Annotated in this window: 16 protein-coding genes and 1 pseudogene; 5 read left to right on the plus strand and 12 right to left on the minus strand. The window is 59.2% G+C overall.

Going from position 1 to position 17,104, the window contains the following annotated elements:
• Positions 1-162: 162 nt before the first annotated feature.
• A complete protein-coding gene (locus L1249_RS09440; RefSeq protein ID WP_089675571.1) occupies positions 163-981 on the minus strand; it encodes a DUF3100 domain-containing protein in 819 nt (272 codons plus the stop codon).
• Between the two features lie 200 nt (positions 982-1,181).
• On the opposite strand from L1249_RS09440, the gene yccS reads away from it, so the two are divergent.
• Positions 1,182-3,389 (plus strand): YccS family putative transporter, encoded by a 2,208-nt coding sequence (yccS, locus tag L1249_RS09445; protein ID WP_228168738.1) that lies wholly within the window; start codon positions 1,182-1,184, stop codon positions 3,387-3,389.
• A gap of 27 nt (positions 3,390-3,416) precedes the next feature.
• Here yccS and recG read toward each other — a convergent pair whose 3' ends face one another.
• Both recG and L1249_RS09455 read right to left on the minus strand, forming a co-directional pair.
• Complete coding sequence (gene recG / locus L1249_RS09450) at positions 3,417-5,495, minus strand: ATP-dependent DNA helicase RecG (RefSeq protein ID WP_228168737.1); 2,079 nt, start codon at positions 5,493-5,495, stop codon at positions 3,417-3,419.
• Positions 5,492-6,421 (minus strand): hydrogen peroxide-inducible genes activator, encoded by a 930-nt coding sequence (locus L1249_RS09455; protein WP_044629298.1) that lies wholly within the window; start codon positions 6,419-6,421, stop codon positions 5,492-5,494. The genes recG and L1249_RS09455 overlap by 4 nt, the downstream gene beginning before the upstream one ends.
• A 149-nt stretch (positions 6,422-6,570) precedes the next feature.
• Between L1249_RS09455 and L1249_RS09460 the strand changes: the two genes are divergently transcribed.
• Positions 6,571-7,452 (plus strand): SDR family oxidoreductase, encoded by an 882-nt coding sequence (locus L1249_RS09460; protein ID WP_058577373.1) that lies wholly within the window; start codon positions 6,571-6,573, stop codon positions 7,450-7,452.
• Positions 7,453-7,543: 91 nt separating this feature from the next.
• On the opposite strand, the gene L1249_RS09465 is transcribed toward L1249_RS09460, so the two are convergent.
• The 4 genes from L1249_RS09465 to gmk form a co-directional block, all read right to left on the minus strand.
• Complete coding sequence (locus tag L1249_RS09465; RefSeq protein WP_044629297.1) at positions 7,544-7,933, minus strand: RidA family protein; 390 nt, start codon at positions 7,931-7,933, stop codon at positions 7,544-7,546.
• A 93-nt stretch (positions 7,934-8,026) separates the two neighbouring features.
• A complete protein-coding gene (locus L1249_RS09470) occupies positions 8,027-10,159 on the minus strand; it encodes a RelA/SpoT family protein (protein WP_044629296.1) in 2,133 nt (710 codons plus the stop codon).
• A gap of 26 nt (positions 10,160-10,185) precedes the next feature.
• The gene (rpoZ, locus tag L1249_RS09475) at positions 10,186-10,446 is read right to left on the minus strand and encodes a DNA-directed RNA polymerase subunit omega (RefSeq protein WP_044629295.1); all 261 of its coding nucleotides are present in this window, start codon (positions 10,444-10,446) and stop codon (positions 10,186-10,188) included.
• Positions 10,447-10,534: 88 nt separating this feature from the next.
• Entirely contained in the window at positions 10,535-11,167 is a 633-nt protein-coding gene (gene gmk, locus L1249_RS09480; RefSeq protein WP_172416696.1) for a guanylate kinase, read from the minus strand.
• Between the two features lie 121 nt (positions 11,168-11,288).
• Between gmk and L1249_RS09485 the strand changes: the two are divergent.
• Positions 11,289-11,468 (plus strand): annotated as a pseudogene (locus L1249_RS09485) (extensin family protein); the annotation flags it as partial.
• 9 nt (positions 11,469-11,477) lie between these two features.
• Here L1249_RS09485 and L1249_RS09490 read toward each other — a convergent pair.
• A complete protein-coding gene (locus tag L1249_RS09490; protein ID WP_083025415.1) occupies positions 11,478-11,741 on the minus strand; it encodes a hypothetical protein in 264 nt (87 codons plus the stop codon).
• A gap of 107 nt (positions 11,742-11,848) precedes the next feature.
• On the minus strand, positions 11,849-13,060 hold the full coding sequence (locus L1249_RS09495; RefSeq protein WP_137093834.1) for an MFS transporter: 1,212 nt from the start codon (positions 13,058-13,060) through the stop codon (positions 11,849-11,851).
• A gap of 207 nt (positions 13,061-13,267) precedes the next feature.
• Here L1249_RS09495 and L1249_RS09500 point away from each other — a divergent pair, with 207 nt between their 5' ends.
• Positions 13,268-13,879 carry a DNA-3-methyladenine glycosylase family protein gene (locus L1249_RS09500; protein WP_058577365.1) on the plus strand — a complete coding sequence of 204 codons (612 nt, stop codon included), beginning with the start codon at positions 13,268-13,270 and terminating at the stop codon, positions 13,877-13,879.
• Between the two features lie 28 nt (positions 13,880-13,907).
• Here L1249_RS09500 and L1249_RS09505 read toward each other — a convergent pair whose 3' ends face one another.
• The 3 genes from L1249_RS09505 to L1249_RS09510 form a co-directional block, all read right to left on the minus strand.
• Positions 13,908-14,783: a pirin family protein gene (locus tag L1249_RS09505; RefSeq protein ID WP_228168736.1), complete on the minus strand. Its 876-nt coding sequence runs from the start codon at positions 14,781-14,783 to the stop codon at positions 13,908-13,910.
• 96 nt (positions 14,784-14,879) lie between these two features.
• Positions 14,880-15,005, minus strand: a complete 126-nt coding sequence (locus tag L1249_RS17475) for a hypothetical protein (protein ID WP_266100297.1) — start codon at positions 15,003-15,005, stop codon at positions 14,880-14,882.
• 16 nt (positions 15,006-15,021) lie between these two features.
• Positions 15,022-16,062, minus strand: a complete 1,041-nt coding sequence (locus tag L1249_RS09510) for a zinc-dependent alcohol dehydrogenase family protein (protein ID WP_058577363.1) — start codon at positions 16,060-16,062, stop codon at positions 15,022-15,024.
• A 148-nt stretch (positions 16,063-16,210) separates the two neighbouring features.
• Here L1249_RS09510 and L1249_RS09515 point away from each other — a divergent pair, with 148 nt between their 5' ends.
• Complete coding sequence (locus L1249_RS09515; RefSeq protein ID WP_058577362.1) at positions 16,211-16,690, plus strand: Lrp/AsnC family transcriptional regulator; 480 nt, start codon at positions 16,211-16,213, stop codon at positions 16,688-16,690.
• Positions 16,691-17,104 lie beyond the last annotated feature (414 nt).

Below are 17,104 nucleotides of genomic sequence, written 5' to 3' on the forward strand. Positions count from 1 at the left end.
GTGCGGCGACTGGCGCGGAACTTTATGTTGGGCATGGCACTGTCTGGGTGAATGGCGATAATGGCTATATTGCCATGCAGGTCAGTGGGTTAGAAGTGCTTCCGGGGGGCGGTCTCACGGATTCAGGTTAATGCCTCAGCGTCGAACTGATCGACGGTGCTCTCATGAGTTTTCATGGCGAACCTCCTGACGGGAACCCTTCAAACGCGTAAACATCCACTCGGTGACCGGTAGCGCAATAAAGAGCGATACATACAATCCGGTGGCGTAGGTGAGCAGATTGCTGGCGCCGGCAAAGGCAAGCAATTCATCTTTGGCGGCCGGAACGGCTTCTGCCAACGCTGCCGAGCATGCCGCTACCATGCTGCCACTGCCGACACCGCAGGCCATGGCCAGCGCGCGGATATCGAGGATATCCAGCGAGGCGATGTAGCCCGCCATCAGCGCGAAATAGAGCGTACCGAACATAGTACCCACCACGTACACGCCCATAATGCCGATGCCTTCAGGGCTTCTTAGCCCGTAACGGTCTGAAATAATGGCAATGTTGGGTTCGCGTGCAATAGAGTAGGTCGCACCAATCGCTTCCCGGCCCATTTTGAGCACGAGTACCGCAAATGGGAGCGCAATCAGCATGGTGCCAAGATTCCCCAGCTCTTGAAGAATCAGCGCAGGACCCGCCGCGATAATTTGCTCGATCGCTGGCCCAATGGTGGAGCCAAACTTGGCAATGAACGGCAAAATGGCGATCAGAATGATGGGGCCTGCGGCATGACTCACCGGCTTGGGAATGGCCTTGCCCATTGCTGAAAAGAGATGAGGATTGAAGAGTACACCAATGATAAACGCGTAGAGGAGTGGTAATAGTAGTAATGTTCCCGGCCCAAGTGGAATCCGAATGATGCCGATCCACTCGGAAAACATCGACGTCAGTATCACCAGCAGATGTAGACGCCAGTTCAGCAGCAGTTTTAGATCCATGGGAGTGATCCTATTTTTTTTAGAGTCACTCCGAGTATCGAAAGGTTAATGTTTCAATCATAGCGTTTTGGTGCACTAATTTTTAGAACACATGGCCGCAATAGCATTAGCGTTGATAGGTCAAGAGCGACATCATCGTTGCGATGCCTCTATACTAACCAAGACTAAAGTCTAACAACAGCAAACTCACACGAGCCTCTATGCCCCTCTCCCTTTCCCTGCGCCGCCTTTGGACCCTAGATAAGTTCGCCTACAGCCTGCGGGTGTTTATCGCCTTCAGCGGGGCGCTGCTGTTTAGTGGGCTGGCGGGGGATGTAGCGCTGGTCATTCCGCTGTTTCTGGGCATTATTGCCAGCGCGCTCTCAGAGACCGACGATAGCTGGCAGGGACGTTTGCAAGCCTTGGTGGTCACGCTGCTCTGCTTTGCCTCGGCGTCGTTTGTGGTGCAGTGGCTGTTTCCGTGGCCGTGGCTATTTGCAGCGGGCTTGGCGGTATCCACCTTCACGCTGATTATGTTGGGAGCGATTGGCCAGCGTTACGCGACCATTGCCTCCGGTACGCTGATTCTTTCGATCTACTCCATGATCAATATCGAGCAGCACGGCGGTGTGGATGAGGACGTCGCCTCCCGCCAGCTGCTGCTGTTGGCCGGTGCCGCCTGGTACGGAGCGATTTCGGTGGTGTGGTGCGCGCTGTTCTCCCGCCAGCCGGTGAAACAGAGCATGGCGCGGGTGTATAAAGCCTTGGGCGAGTTTTTGATTTTAAAATCGGCGCTGTTCGAGCCGGTACGGGGCGTTGATGTAGAGGCCCGCCGCGTGGCGCTCGCTCGCCAGAACGGCAAGGTAGTGGATGCTCTTAACCAAGCAAAAGAGATGATCTTTCGCCGCCTGGAAGGCCAGCGCGGCAGCCGTAAGCTCAACCGCTACCTGCAAATTTACTTTATCGCTCAAGATATCCACGAGCGGGCAAGCTCCACCCACTACCCTTACAGCGCACTTACTGAAGCCTTTTTTCATCACGACGTACTGTTTCGCTGCCAGCGGCTGCTGGACCAGCAGGGCCGTGCCTGCCGCCAGCTAGCCAAGTCGCTGCTGCTCAACCGCCCTTTCAGTCACGAGCAGAGCGAACAGGCGCTGGCCGACCTGCGCGCCTCGATCGATAATCTGAGCGAGCGCGGAAAGCCCGAATGGCGGCCACTGATACGCCCGCTGAATGCGTTAGCGGACAACCTCTCCACGCTAGAAGCTCAGATTGCCAGCGTCCACAACCCGGACACCGACAGCGAACGCCGGGACAGCGCGCTTTATGACCGCTCGCCCTCTAGCCTGCTGGAAGCCTGGAAACGGGTGCGGCTGAACTTTACGCTGGGTTCGCCCACCTTTCGCCACGCGGTGCGCCTAACCACCGCGCTAGTGGCGGGCTATGGGCTGCTGCAGTGGCTCGACCCCCAGCAAGGGTTCTGGATTTTGCTGACCACGCTGTTCGTATGTCGACCTAACTTCGCCACCACCCGGCGCTTTCTCTCCCAGCGGATTCTGGGCACGGTGCTTGGGCTGATTGCAGGCTGGGCGTCTATCAGCCTGTTCCCCCAGCCACTTATCCAGAGCATGATTGCCGTGGCGGCGGGCGTATCGTTCTTTGCCAATCGTGAAAAGCATTACGTGATCGCCACGGCCTCGATCACCCTGCTGGTGCTGTGCAGTTTCAATCAGGTGGGGGATGGCTTCGACCTGATCTGGCCGCGGCTGTTTGATACGTTGATCGGCTCGCTGATTGCGGGACTGGCGGTATTTTTTATTCTGCCGGATTGGCAGAGCCGCCGCCTCTACCGTGAGGCCGCCAAGGTGCTGACCAACCACCGCCGCTACTTGGACGAAATCGTCCACCAGTACGAAGAGGGCAAGCAGGACGACCTAGCTTACCGCTTGGCGCGGCGCAATGCGCACAACGCGGATGCGGCGCTCTCGACCCTGCTCACCAACATGCTCCACGAGCCGGGGCACTATCGTAAGCAGGATGCTGATAACGGGCTGCGCTTTTTGGTACTTTCCAACACGCTGTTAAGCCACCTCTCCGCGCTGGGTGCCCACCGCCATCGGCTGGCAGAAGATGAGGACGATGCCGCTTTTGTGCCGCTTGCCAAGCGGATTAGTGCCCTGTTAGAGCAACTGGCCGAGCAGCTGGATAAACGCCTACCCGTGGAGCCGCTGACCGCGCCTGCCAACGAGCTGCTGAGTCAGTTAGAGGAGCAAAGCGGCACAGCGGAAGAGAAGGCCGTCACGCTCTATCGCCCCATCCAAAGCCAGCTGCGCCTAATTGCCAGCCAGCTTGGCCCGCTGAGCGATGCCGCCAACCGCTTAACAAGCCCCAGCGCCGAAAAGCTCCACGAGCCTAACGCAGCGGTTTAGCACCGCGCGCATACCCATGCCCTGCCGCTACACCTGCCCGTAGCGGCCTGCCGCTTCACCCAGCCAGCGGCGCACCAGCACGGCCGTCACGTCGGCATTGCCCTGCAGCGCCTTGGCCAGGGCGGTCACCCGCTCTAGCTGGTCGGCATCGCGCTCTAAATCCGCGATTTTCATTTGGGCGAGGCCGGTTTGGCGAGTGCCAAGCACTTCGCCGGGGCCACGAATTTCCAAATCTTTTTCAGCAATGCGGAAGCCGTCGGTGGTTTCCCGCATCACGCCGAGCCGTTCCCGGGAGCTTTTGGAGAGCGGCGGGTGATAAAGCAGCACGCAGAAGCTTTCGGTGCTGCCGCGTCCTACCCGCCCACGCAGCTGGTGAAGCTGGGAAAGCCCTAAGCGCTCCGGGTTTTCGATGATCATCAGGCTGGCGTTGGGCACGTCGACTCCCACCTCAATCACCGTGGTGGCCACCAGTAGATCCAGCTCGCCGCTCTTGAAGGCGTCCATCACCTCGGCCTTTTCCGCAGCTTTCATGCGCCCATGAATCAGCCCAACGGCTAATTCCGGCAGCGCTTGGGTCAGCTCATCACGCGTTACCTCGGCGGCCTGACACTGCAATACTTCCGACTCGTCAATCAGCGTGCACACCCAATACGCTTGGCGGCCATCGCTGCAGGCGTTGCGAATCCGCTCGACCACTTCCGGGCGGCGCTCGTCAGAGACCACCACGGTTTTCACCGGTGTGCGCCCAGGCGGCAGTTCATCAATTACCGACACGTCCAGATCCGCGTAGGCGCTCATGGCCAGCGTGCGGGGAATCGGCGTGGCGGTCATGATCAATTGATGAGGGGTTAATCCACCCGCTTCGCCCTTCTCACGCAGGGCAAGGCGCTGGTGAACGCCAAAGCGGTGCTGCTCATCGATAATCGCCAGCCCCAGGCACTGGAAGTGCACATCACCTTGAAACAGCGCGTGGGTGCCCACCACCATACGCGCTCGGCCATCGGCAATGGCGGCTTTGGCATCCAACCGAGCCTTGCCCTTTAGCTTGCCCGCCAGCCACGCGACTTCGATGCCCAGCGGCTCAAACCATGCCTTGAACGAACGATAGTGCTGCTCAGCGAGGATTTCCGTCGGTGCCATCATGGCCGCTTGGCAATTGCCCGCCAGCGCCGAGAGCGCCGCCATGGCGGCCACCACGGTTTTGCCGGAGCCCACATCCCCCTGCACCAGCCGCAGCATGGGTGCAGGGCGTGCTAGGTCGAGGGCGATCTCTTCCAGCACCCGGCGCTGGGCACCGGTGAGCGCAAACGGTAGCTGCGCCAGAAAGCGCGTTTGCAGGCTGCGCCCGGAAGGCAGCTCTGGCGCGCCGTCTGCCTGAATACGCAGGCGCACTTCCCGCAGGCTAAGCTGATGGGCCAGCAGCTCTTCCAAGGCGAGCCGCCGCGTGGCGGGATGAAGGCCGTGGGCAAGCTGCTCTAAATCTACGTCTGGCGGCGGCTGGTGCAGTAGCTGCAAGCTCGCGTGAAGCCCCGGCAGTTGGAAGCGCTGACGCAGCGCATCGGGAATCACATCGGGCAGCGTTTCGGGGGCTTGCTCTAGCAGGCGCAACGCTTGCTGGGTCAGCGCTCGCAGGCGGGTTTGGTGAAGCCCCTCGGTGGTGGGGTAAATCGGCGTGTAGTACTCCTCGACCGGCGTTTCGCTACCGCCGCTAAGCCGATACTCGGGATGATAAATCTCCAGCCCCGTGGCGCCCGCCCGCGCTTCGCCAAACGCCCGAACGGTCACGCCGGGGCGAAGCTGCTGCTGTTGGGCTGGCGAGAAGTGAAAAAAGCGCAGGCTTAAAATGCCGCTACCGTCGCGAAGGCGAATCAGCAGGCTGCGCCGCCGCCCCTTAACGATATCGCTGGCGGTGACTTCGCCCTCTACTACCGCTTCATGGCCTGCTCGCAGCAGGCCAATGGGGGTAAGTCGCGTGCGGTCTTGGTAACGCAGCGGCAAGTGGAACAACAGGTCGCTGATGCGTTCCACGCCGAGCCGGGCGAGCTTAATCGCCAGCGCTTCCCCCACGCCCTTCAGCGCCGTGACCGGTGCAGACAGATCACTCATGAGGGAGCATTCTTCTTATGCACCGGCTGCTGGCACTGGCTAATCGCCTTGGCCAAGGCATCAATGGCCTTGGGCCGTGGGAAGCTGGCCCGCCAGGCAATCGCCACGGTGCGTGAAGGGGCGGGGGCCACAAACGGGCGGCTGACCAGCATGGCGTTTTCGTACTGATCGGTGCCTAGCGCCGACTGCGGCAACACGGTGATACCCAGCTTAGAGGCCACCATATGGCGAATGGTCTCGAGCGAGCCGCCTTCGGCAATCAGCGTGTTATTGGGGCTGTTGAGCTTTTGGGTAATCGCCGGGCAGGCTTCCAAAATTTGATCGCGGAAGCAGTGGCCTTCCCCTAATAGCAGCAGCCGCTCTTCTAATAAGTCTTCTTTATGGATCGCCTCGCGCTCGACCCACGGGTGGCTGGCGGGCATTAACACTTCAAAGTGCTCGTCGTAGATCGGTTTGGTGACCACGTCGGTTTCGGTAAACGGCAGCGCGACAATGATCACGTCCAACTCGCCGCTACGCAGCTTGGCCCGCAGCGTGCCGGTCATGCCCTCTTCAATATAGAGCGGCATTTGCGGCGCGGCGTTGGCCAGCGCGGGCACCAGGTGCGGGAACAGGTAAGGTCCGATGGTGTAAATCGCACCAATGCGCAGCGGGTTCGCCAACTGGTCTTTGCCAGCACTGGCCAACTCATAAATCAGCCCGCTCTGCTCCAGCACACGCTGTGCCTGAGCAACAATTTTTTCGCCCAGAGGGGTGACTTGCACCGTGGATTTAGAGCGTTCAAACAGGGGAATTTCCAGCTCATCTTCGAGCTTTTTAACGGCCACAGAGAGCGTCGGCTGAGAAACATGGCAGCGCTCGGCGGCGCGGCCAAAGTGGCGCTCCTGGGCAAGGGTTACGATGTAGCGAAGTTCTGTTAAAGTCATAGCGGTGCCAGTGGCATCCTCTCGTTGCAGCTCGTGACTAGTCATCGTGTTAGCGAGACGGAAAAGGACAGACAAGCCCTATTGAAGATGGCACATCTCATAGGGACTTTGTATCTGATAGGGAATATTAATCAAGAGGGGTGAGCAAGTTGAAGCTAACGATACTGATTATCGGCTGTGGAGACATCGGCGTCACGCTTGGACAAGAGCTGCTGGACGAGGGGCATCGGGTGATTGGCGTGCGCCGCCAAGCCAAGGCATTAGAGCATACCGGCATTGAGCCGTTAGCCCTTGATCTCAGCACCTTGGAAGGGGCCGACGCCAGCGCACTGCCCCAAGCCGACTACGTGATTTACACCGTCAGCGCAGACCGCTTTGAAGAGAGTGCTTACCAGAGCGCCTACCCAGACGGTCTCAAGCGTGTGCTCAGCGTACTGGAGCAGCACGACACACCACCACGGCGTATCTTCTTCGTCTCCTCTACCAGCGTCTATGGTCAGCAAGAGGGCGAAGTCGTTAACGAAGAAAGCCCCACGGAATCCACTAGTTTCTCCGGCACCCTGATGTGTGAGGCCGAACAGGCGCTGCTCAATCACCCGCTGCCCGGCACCGTGGTGCGCTTCTCCGGGATTTATGGCCCAGGGCGTGATCGTTTGATTCACCAAGTGGCCGAAGGCCGACTGGCCGCCGTCACGCCGGTGATCTACTCCAACCGCATTCATCGGGACGACTGCACCGGCATTCTGGCGCACCTGATCCGCTGCCAGGAGAGCGGCACACCGCTGGCCGACCTTTATCTCGGTAGCGACTGCGAACCGGTGACCCTGCACAACGTGATGGCGTGGTTGGCCAAACAGTTGAAGGTGGAGTCCACCGACACCATGCAGTCGCCGTTGCGCCGTCGTGCCAGCAAGCGTTGCGACAACCGCCGTATTCTCGAAACCGGCTACACCTTCCGCTATCCGACCTACAAAGAGGGCTATGCCCAGGTGTTGAAAGAGGGCGGTTTTTTAGAGTTGCAAAAAGCCTAGCGCTCTAGCCGCGAGTCGATTGGAACGCTAGAAAAGGCAAAGAGCGAGCCTCATCGGCTCGCTCTTTTTGTATGCGTCGGTGTCACGCCGTTTAGTCGCCGATCACCATCACGGCTTCGGCTTCTACTTGGCTGCCTTTGGGCAGCGCCTTCACGCCGACCGCCGCACGCGCCGGGAACGGCGTAGAAAAGAACTCTTCCATCACCTTGTTGACGATCGCAAAGTTGTCCAAGTCGACCAGGTAGAGGTTGAGCTTGACGATATCGCCCAGCGAGCCTGCGGCTTCTTCACACACGGCCTGTAGGTTGGTGAACACCTGACGCGCCTGGGCTTCGAAATCATCAGAGACAATTTCCATGGTTTCCGGATTAAGCGGGATCTGACCCGACAGGTAAACCGTGTTGCCCGCTTTGACAGCCTGGGAGTACGGGCCGATGGCGGCAGGGGCTTTTTCTGTGTTGATAACCGCTTTATTGCTCATGGGGTGTCATGCTCCTGTATTAATGAAACGTTGATTATTATCACCATGGCCTACGCTGCCAGCTTGAAAAGCCAGCGCTAGGCGCATAAGCGTTTAGTTTGCAGTACGGGTAATTTTGCCAACGTTGGGCAGGTTGCGAATGCGTTTAATAATACGGGCGAGGTGTACCCGTCCTTTCACCGACAGCGTGAGATTGACGGTGGAAAGCCGAGCATCGCGCTCCTCAATGCCGATACGTTCGATATTGGCATCGGCATCGGTCACTAGGCCTGCCAGTTCAGCAACAAGGCCACGGCGGCTTTCAATTTCGATGCGCAGCGCCACAGGGAAGTCCTCATCAATATGCTCGGACCACTCCAGGGCAAACAGCTTTTCAGGATCGTTTTTACGGTCAGCGAGGTTTTTACACTCGCTACGGTGTACCACCAGCCCTTTACCGACCGACAGATGCCCTACCACCGGGTCGCCGGGTAACGGGTGGCAGCAGCGGGCAAAGTTAAGCACCATGCCTTCGCTTCCGCTAATCACCACAGCCTTATCGCTATTGTCGGAAAGCGTCTTATCAAAGCTATCGCCATGCGCAACATCGACCAAACGGCGGGCCACTACGTGGGCCATGCGGTTGCCTAACCCCAACGATTCGAGCAAGGCGTCCAGCGACGACACATCCAACTCTTTGAACGCCTGTTCGAAGACACTCTCGTCGAGCTCTTCCAGGCTCGTTTCGAACGATGCCAGCGCCTTGTTGAGCAGTCGACGGCCCAGCATCACCGCCTCCGCCTGCTGCTGATGCTTCAACGCATGGCGAATGGCGGAGCGCGCCTTGGCAGTGGTGACGAAATTCAGCCACGCTAGGTTCGGCCGCGCACCGGGGGCGGTGATAATCTCCAGCGTCTGGCCGCTTTCCAGCCTCGTGGAGAGCGGCGCGAGGTGGCGATCGATGCGGCAGGCGATGCAGTTATTGCCGATATCGGTGTGTACGCTGTAGGCGAAGTCGATCACCGTGGCGCCCTGGGGCAGCTCCATGATGTCGCCTTTTGGGGTGAACACGTAGACATCGTCGGGGAACAGGTCGTTTTTGACGTGTTCGATAAACTCCAACGAATCCCCCGCGTGGCGCTGCATCTCCAGCAGCCCTTTCACCCAGGCACGGGCGCGGGCATGGCTGCCTTCAGCAATCGGATGCGCCGTCTGCCCGGCTTTGTAGAGCCAGTGCGCGGCAATTCCGTTATTGGCCATGGCTTCCATTTCACGGGTGCGGATTTGCACCTCGATGGGCATGCCGCGCTGGCCAAACAGCGTGGTGTGCAGACTTTGGTAACCATTCGCCTTGGGAATCGCGATGTAGTCTTTAAAGCGCCCCGGTACCGGCTTATAGAGGTTATGCACGACGCCAAGTATGCGATAACAGCTGGCCACGTCTTCGGTGATAATGCGAAAACCGAAGACATCCATAATCTCGGCAAACGGCTTGCGCTGGTCGCGCATCTTTTTATAAATCGAGAGCAGATGTTTTTGGCGGCCAATCACCGTGCCTTTTAGGCCTTCGTCGTCCAGGCTCTGCTGCAGCGAGGCCTGGATTTCCCGCATGGCGCTGCGGCGATTGCCCCGCGCGCTGGCCACCGCGCGTTTGATACGCTCGGCCCGCATGGGGTGAATCGCCTGGAACGAGAGGTCTTCCAGCTCCACACGAATGGTGTTGATCCCCAGTCGCCCTGCAATACGGGCGTAGATTTCTAACGTTTCACGGGCAATGCGGCGTTTTTTATCGGGCCGCAGTGCGCCCAAGGTGCGCATGTTGTGCAGCCGGTCGGCCAGCTTGACGATGATGACGCGGATGTCCCGCGACATTGCCAACACCATCTTTTGAAAATTCTCCGCCTGAGCGACGGCTTTATCTTCAAAAGTGATTTGGGTCAGCTTGGAGACGCCATCTACCAACTCAGCCACAGGCTTGCCAAACTGCGCCGCCAGGGCTTTTTTAGAGACGCCGGTGTCTTCAATCACATCATGCAGCATGGCGGCCATCAGGCTCTGATGGTCCATGTGCATGTTAGCGAGAATATTAGCGACCGCCAGCGGATGGGTGACGTACGGCTCGCCAGAGCGGCGGCGCTGGCCATCGTGGGCCTGCTCAGCGTAGTAGAAGGCGCGCTTGACCTGCTGGATCTCATCCGGGGGTAAGTAGCCGCCGAGTCGGTCAGCTAGGTCATCAATGGTGAACATGTACCGCGCCTCTAATCGGTGCTAGCTTAATCGTCGATTTGAGCGCTAGGCGTCATAGCAGGACGCGCACGCACAGGAGCTTCAACTGGCTCGTCCAAAACGGTGTGGTCGACCAGGCCAGCGGCGATTTCACGCAACGCCATCACGGTCGGCTTGTCGTTTTCCCAGGGCAGCAGTGCATCGCGGGAGCCGCGGGCCAGCTGGCGAGCACGATGGGTGGAAATCATCACCAGTTTGAAGCGGTTTTCTACATTTTCCAGACAATCTTCAACGGTTACGCGAGCCATGGGGCCTTCCTGTAATGACGACGCCGGGCCGGCGTTGTTGGATAACGCCGCCGACCCAGCGAAAAGAGTGGTGATAGGACCTGATAGATTACTCGACGCTAGGCGCCTGTGACAAGAGCGCATCGAGCAAGGGAGCGTGGCGTTCTTGCATTGCAGCACGCGTGAGGCGGCGGCTGATCACCAGCGACTGCAGTTCCTGCAGGGCGGTGGTGAAATCGTCGTTAATCACTAAGTAATCGTACTCATCGTAATGAGACATCTCGCTGACCGCATCGCGCATGCGCCGAGCGATCACCGCGTGTTCGTCGGTGCCACGGCTGGAGAGGCGGCGCTCCAGCTCGCTACGCGATGGCGGCAAGATAAAAATCGACACCGCAGAGGGCATCTGTTCGCGCACCTGCTGAGCCCCCTGCCAATCTATCTCCAGAATCACATCCTGCCCCGCATCCAGCAGGGTTTGGACCGCTTGGCGGGACGTACCGTAGTAGTTGTCGAACACCTTAGCATACTCAAAGAAGTCGCCACGGGCGATCATGGCTTCAAAGTCAGGCACTTGGGTAAAGTGATAGTTTACGCCGTCCACTTCACCTTCTCGCTTGGCGCGCGTGGTATGCGACACCGACACCTGAATGCCGTCCAGGCTTTCGATCAGCTCACGAACGAGGCTGGTTTTACCCGCGCCCGACGGGGCAGAAACAATAAACAGCGTACCCTGGGACATGAAGCGCTTCCCTAGTTAGTCAAAATGGTCGTTCGTTATCACGCAGGCCGGCCACTGCCGGCGTTATTGGGTGCGCAGTATCGCACACCCCTGGCAGGGACTGTAGGGGTTCAAGAAACCACACGGAGGTCAGATTACGCTGATTCGCGACTGGGATGACGAGGGAGAAATGGGAGAGCTCTTGCGGGCAGCGCGGGATGGCGCCTGCGATACCTTCGGCAATGTACTGGGGCCTGAGTACAACGCCGCGCATGCCGACCATTTTCATCTAGGCATGCGCGGCTTCAGGCTGTGCCGCTAGATAGGCGGGTTATTCGAGGTTAATATCCTCTTTATCGGTGGCAGCTCCTGTGGCAGCACCCACGCCACCGCCAATCACAGCACCTTGGGTGACGCTACCACCGGTGACCGCAGCGGCCCCAGCACCAACAGCCGCCCCTACGCCAGCACCACTGGTAGCGCGCTCGCCGGTGGTCGTTCCACAGCCCGCCAGCGCCAGAGTGATCGCTGCAATAGCACTTAATGTTACGAGTCGCGGGGTTACAACGCGCGATGTCTTCACTAGGTTATGCATAGGTCACCTCCTTATGGATTGCACCTTTACACCCTAGGAACGATACGCGCTTTTTGCCACTTTAAATGCTCTAAATATTTATTTAGCAATCACTTATTTATAGCGCTTTATTTGTAGCTCTGAGCCACCGACGGCTCCGCGGGATAGGTGCGTTTTTCCAGCCAGCGCCCCCAAGCGAAAATCACTAGGCCACACAGCGCAAGCCCGGCCCCTACCAGCCCCGTACTCGACCAGCTAAATCCGGCGCTAATCGCCAAGCCCGCCAGCCACGCCCCCAGCGCATTGGCACCGTTGAATGCCGCGTGGTTCATGGAGGCCGCCATAGTTTGGGCGTCTTCGGCCACGTCCATCAGCCGCGTTTGCAACGACGGGGCCAGCGCCATGCTGGTGCCCACCAACCCCACGAACAGCAGCCCGCTCCACACCTGATTGGCGGCAAAGTAGAACAGCCCCTGCACCACCGCACACCATACCAAAATGGTAGGAATGGCCCGCATCAGGTTTTTATCCGCCATGCGCCCGCCCACCAAGTTACCGGCGATGGAGCCCAGGCCAAAAATGACCAGCACCAAAGGCCCCAGCGCTTCGCTCATGCCCGCCTGCTGGGTCAGCGTCGGCATGACATAACTGAAGATCGAAAACATACCGCCGCAACCAATACAGGCAATCGCAATGGTGACCAGCACCCGCTGCTTCACCAGTGCAGATAGCTCTCTTAACGGGCTCGCGTGGACATCAAACGGCTGCACCGGCACGCATAACCGAATGAGCAGTGCCGTTAACAGCGCAATCACTCCCACACCGGCAAAAGCGATTTGCCAACCAAAGACGTTACCCGCCCAGGTACCCAGCGGTGCACCAATTAAAATCGCTACCGTGAGCCCCAACATTACCCGCGAAATAGCCCGCGCTCGCTGGTCAATCGGCACCGCTCCTGCCGCGACCAGCGCCGCTATGCCGAAGTAGGCACCATGAGGCAGCCCCGCCAAAAAGCGCAGGCCCACAAACGACCAAAACCCCGGCGCCATGGCGCTGGCAATATTGCCCACGGCAAACACCAGCATCAGCGCAATCAGCAGCGCCCGCCTGGGTACCCGTGCGGCCAGCGCCGAAATCAGCGGTGCACCCACTACCACGCCCAGTGCGTAGCTACTAATCGCATAGCCTACTTGGGGAACGGTCACGGCTAAATCTTCCGCCACGCGGTTCATCAGTCCCATGATCACGAACTCGCTGGTACCAATGCCGAACCCACCCAGCGCCAGTACAAACTCTGCCAATCGCGGGTTACGCGCCAGCCCCGATGACGACTCTTGCATACCTCTCTCCCCAGGCGCTGGATAAAACGCCTGCTTATCAAAACGGTCTTAGATTGTGTCAAATGATGGCAAGATTAGACGAAAGTAGGAATATATGATGTTAAAAAAGTTAGCGTGCAAAGGGGTAACCCGTGGACACTGACGCGGCAGCAACCAAGAGGCAACTGCTAGGATGTGAGGATTATCTTTTCATTAAGAGGGCCGGTTATGACCTCCAGCACCATCGAGCACGCCATGCAGGCACTGGCCAATGCCGACCCCGACATTGCCCGCGCTTACCCCTTAGTCGGCGCGCCCAACCCGCGCCAGCGCGATCCAGGTTTTGCGACCTTCTTCTCGACCATCGTCAGCCAGCAGATCTCTACCGAGGCCGCTCGGGCCATCATGGGCCGAGTGAATACGCTGCTGCCGGAGCTGCACGCCAAAGCGGTGATGGAGGTGGAAGGCCAGGCGCTGCGCGATGCGGGGCTATCGTGGCGTAAAATCGAGTATGCCAAAGGGCTGGCAGAGGCGGAGCTGGCGGGCACGTTTAGCGCCGATGGATTGGCGCACCTCAGCGATGACGAGGCGATTGCCGCGATTACCCAGCTGCGTGGGTTTGGCCGCTGGAGCGCCGAGATCTACCTGATGTTCTCGCTCAAACGCCCCGATATCTTCCCCGCCGACGACTTGGCGTTAAGAGTGGCGCTGGGCCGCCTGAAGGGCATGGAGGACAAACCCACGCCGAAGCAGGCCCGCCAGTTGGTGGAACCCTGGGCCCCCTGGCGCAGCGTGGGGTCGCTGTTTTTATGGCACTACTATCGCGGCGAGCCGGTGTAGCGCGGGCGTTTAGAGCATTAGCGGGTCTTTAAAGGGTAAGCCCGCCAAATTTACCGTTCTGGTAATCCTCCACCGCCTGGACGATCTCATCGCGGGTGGTCATCACAAAGGGGCCGTGGGAGTAGACCGGCTCATCGATGACATCGCCATGGCCAAACAGCAGGCGCGCATCGCTGGCTGCCTCGATGGCAAGGCTTTCGCCGTCACGGTCGAGTTCGATCAAATGGTGCGCTTTGGCAGGCTCGCCGCCCACCATCACCTCACCACTCACCACGTACAGAAACACCTGCCGCCCAGGGGCCACGGGAAGCTGCTCATGGGCACCCGCAGGCAGCGCGAGTGTGGACATGAACACGCCGGTCAGCGACTCGATCGGGCCTGACTGCCCTTGCCACTCCCCAGCAATCAGGTTGAGCGTGCCGCCGCCCGCCAGGGGAACTTCGGGAATGCCTTCCTGCTGCAAGCCCACGTAGCGCGGCTCACTCATCTTCAGCCGCGACGGCAGATTGACCCACAGCTGGAGGATTTCCAGCGGCCCGCCTTCGCGCAGGAACTCAGGGGGCGAGATTTCTGCATGCACGATGCCGCTGCCAGCGGTCATCCACTGCACGCCGCCTGCGTGAATTACGCTCTGGTGCTTGGCGCTGTCGGCATGGGCCAGCGAGCCCTCCAGAATGAAGGTGACCGTCTCGAATCCCCGGTGCGGGTGCGGCCCAAAGGGCAGCCCCTGGTTGTTGGGTGGGTACACCTGCGGGCCGTGGTGGTTCAAAAACAGAAACGGATCGAGCTGATCCAGCCCCGGCCCCGGCAGCGGCCGGCGGGTGACCAGGTCACCGATATCGTCCCGACGAGCCGCATGCTGAGCGACCACGCGGCGAACGGATGGGGTATGGGCTGATGACATAACGTCCTCCTTATCGATACGCCCAGCGTAAAACCTCCGCGACGCGATGAGGAGCGAATAATTTGCCTTGGTTCATTGAAGGAAATGCACAAAACCTCAGCGGCTGGGAATGCTAAGCCGCCCCACCACCGCAAATCCATCCTCCTGGGGGCGCACGACTACCATTTCCCCGGAACTGACACCGCCGCCAGTCAGCGCCGTGATATTCACCTGATGCGTCACCAGCAGCCCTCTTTTATCAAAACTCCGTCACCACGGTGACCCCCACACCTTCAAACTTATCCATGTTGATCAACGCCTGCACCGACTCCTCTAGCGTGATTCGGCGGCCAATCAGCTTTTCAGGTGCCAGCTTGCCTGACTTTATCATCGCCAGCATGGCACCGTAGCGATGGGTCTGCATGCCATGGCTGCCCAGAATTTCCAGCTCGTTGGCAATCACCTTGCTCATCGGTACAGCGGGCGTGCTGTGGTCCGCCAGCATTAGCCCGACCTGAACATGCTTACCGCGCTTTCGCAAATTGCTAATAGAGTTGAAGCAGGTGGTGGGGTGACCCAGCGCATCCAGCGAGACATGTGCGCCGCCTTGGGTGATCTCCACCACCGCCTCCACCACGTCGGCCACCTGGTTGGCATTCACCGTGGCCACCGCCCCCAGCTGGCGCGCCAAAGCCAGCGCCTGCTCGGAAATATCCACCGCCACCACGTTGGCGCCGGCTGCACTGGCAATCATGATAGCCGACAGCCCAACGCCGCTGCAGCCGTACACCGCCACCCACTGGCCCGCCGACACGCGGCCCTGGTCTACCACCGCACGAAAAGAGGTCACGAACCGACAGCCCAGGCTGGCGGCGGTATCGAACGTCAAGGTATCCGGCAGTGCGACCAGGTTCACATCGGCGTAGTGAATGCCCACATACTCGGCAAACGAGCCCCAGTGAGTAAACCCCGGCTGGAATTGAGCATCGCACACCTGATGATTGCCGGTGTGGCACTCCGGGCAGATGCCGCAGCCGCCCACGAACGGCACGGTCACCCGGTCGCCAATACGCCACTTCGTCACGTCCTTGCCCACCGCTTCCACCACACCGGAGAGCTCATGGCCCGGCACATGGGGAAGCTGGATATCCGGGTCGTGGCCCATCCAGCCGTGCCAATCACTGCGGCATACGCCATTGGCCATCACCTTCACCACGACCCCGTGAGGCGCTGGCGCTGGATCGGGCACCTGCTGGATGCTGGGCGGGGTAGAAAACTGTTCGAATACCACGGCTTTCATGGCTCACTCCTGAACGGTCGGCGGTGCGTTGGATGTATACGCACTATAGCGAGCCACGCCCGAAATTACGTTTCACTCTGATGGACATCCTGCGCCTTTTTGAAGCACTCTTTTCAACAACATGAATAAACCGAAAGAGCCTTTCAAAATGAGCGAGCTTGATAAAAAGAATGCCCGATTAGCCACCTTGCTGCAGGCAGACGGGAGGGTGGCCAACGCACGGCTGGCCGAGCAGCTGCACCTGAGCGAAGCCACCTGCTGGCGACGCCACAAACGCCTGGAAGAGCTGGGGGTGATCGAAGGCTACCAGGCCATCCTCAACCGCCGTAAAGTCGGCGCCAGCGTGCTGGCCTTCGTGCAAATCACCTGCACCCAGCACAGCGAAGCCGCCACGGCAGAGTTCGAGCGCATCATCCAGGCCAGCTCCCGCGTACTGAGCTGCCACAACACCACCGGCGAAGCCGACTTCCTGCTACAGGTAGTCGCCAAAGACCTGGACGACTACAGCCACTTCGTCGAAACGGTGCTGCGCAAACTGCCCGGCGTGTCGAGCATCCGCTCCAACCTCTCGCTGAGGGAAATGAAGGCGACCAGCCACTTGCCGGTTGAGGAGTTGTTGGGGCTGTGAGCGGGGCTCTTTACGAAAATCCGTAAACGCGTCAGACACCATCAGGTGTTAACGATCACTTTGCCAAGCGTGGATATCGAATCCTAGCCTGCCCCCCGGAATCATCGCCACGCGCTCGACCCGCTCGGCTGCCACCTCTCACTCAATATTCTGAATCTGCTCGAAGAATAAAAAATTAAAATCCTTTAAAAACAGATGATTGCCTTAATTTTTGCATCGATCTTCGCCCCACACTACCCATTTTACTACCCATGGGTAGAAACTTTATCTCTGAGCGGCCCAATCGGTTACTACCCATGATTATAAACTGGGATAAGTGGGAAACTGGGAATTTCTGATCCTTTTCCGATTTACCAACACCTTGTCTAAACCGAAAAAAACCTTCTGGCAAGTCTAGCAAGAGCGGCACTCCCG

The sequence above is a fragment of the Halomonas sp. Cn5-12 genome, assembly GCF_021532545.1.
Classification (GTDB): Bacteria; Pseudomonadota; Gammaproteobacteria; order Pseudomonadales; family Halomonadaceae; genus Vreelandella; species Vreelandella aquamarina.

What these genes read in the sequence shown, in the direction of transcription:
- L1249_RS09440 (WP_089675571.1), bottom strand. Translation starts at nt 981, where the DNA reads ATGGATCTAAAACTGCTGCTGAACTGGCGTCTACATCTGCTGGTGATA.
- yccS (WP_228168738.1), top strand. Translation starts at nt 1,182, where the DNA reads ATGCCCCTCTCCCTTTCCCTGCGCCGCCTTTGGACCCTAGATAAGTTC.
- recG (WP_228168737.1), bottom strand. Translation starts at nt 5,495, where the DNA reads ATGAGTGATCTGTCTGCACCGGTCACGGCGCTGAAGGGCGTGGGGGAA.
- L1249_RS09455 (WP_044629298.1), bottom strand. Translation starts at nt 6,421, where the DNA reads ATGACTTTAACAGAACTTCGCTACATCGTAACCCTTGCCCAGGAGCGC.
- L1249_RS09465 (WP_044629297.1), bottom strand. Translation starts at nt 7,933, where the DNA reads ATGAGCAATAAAGCGGTTATCAACACAGAAAAAGCCCCTGCCGCCATC.
- L1249_RS09470 (WP_044629296.1), bottom strand. Translation starts at nt 10,159, where the DNA reads ATGTTCACCATTGATGACCTAGCTGACCGACTCGGCGGCTACTTACCC.
- rpoZ (WP_044629295.1), bottom strand. Translation starts at nt 10,446, where the DNA reads ATGGCTCGCGTAACCGTTGAAGATTGTCTGGAAAATGTAGAAAACCGC.
- gmk (WP_172416696.1), bottom strand. Translation starts at nt 11,167, where the DNA reads ATGTCCCAGGGTACGCTGTTTATTGTTTCTGCCCCGTCGGGCGCGGGT.
- L1249_RS09490 (WP_083025415.1), bottom strand. Translation starts at nt 11,741, where the DNA reads ATGCATAACCTAGTGAAGACATCGCGCGTTGTAACCCCGCGACTCGTA.
- L1249_RS09495 (WP_137093834.1), bottom strand. Translation starts at nt 13,060, where the DNA reads ATGCAAGAGTCGTCATCGGGGCTGGCGCGTAACCCGCGATTGGCAGAG.
- L1249_RS09500 (WP_058577365.1), top strand. Translation starts at nt 13,268, where the DNA reads ATGACCTCCAGCACCATCGAGCACGCCATGCAGGCACTGGCCAATGCC.
- L1249_RS09505 (WP_228168736.1), bottom strand. Translation starts at nt 14,783, where the DNA reads ATGTCATCAGCCCATACCCCATCCGTTCGCCGCGTGGTCGCTCAGCAT.
- L1249_RS09510 (WP_058577363.1), bottom strand. Translation starts at nt 16,062, where the DNA reads ATGAAAGCCGTGGTATTCGAACAGTTTTCTACCCCGCCCAGCATCCAG.
- L1249_RS09515 (WP_058577362.1), top strand. Translation starts at nt 16,211, where the DNA reads ATGAGCGAGCTTGATAAAAAGAATGCCCGATTAGCCACCTTGCTGCAG.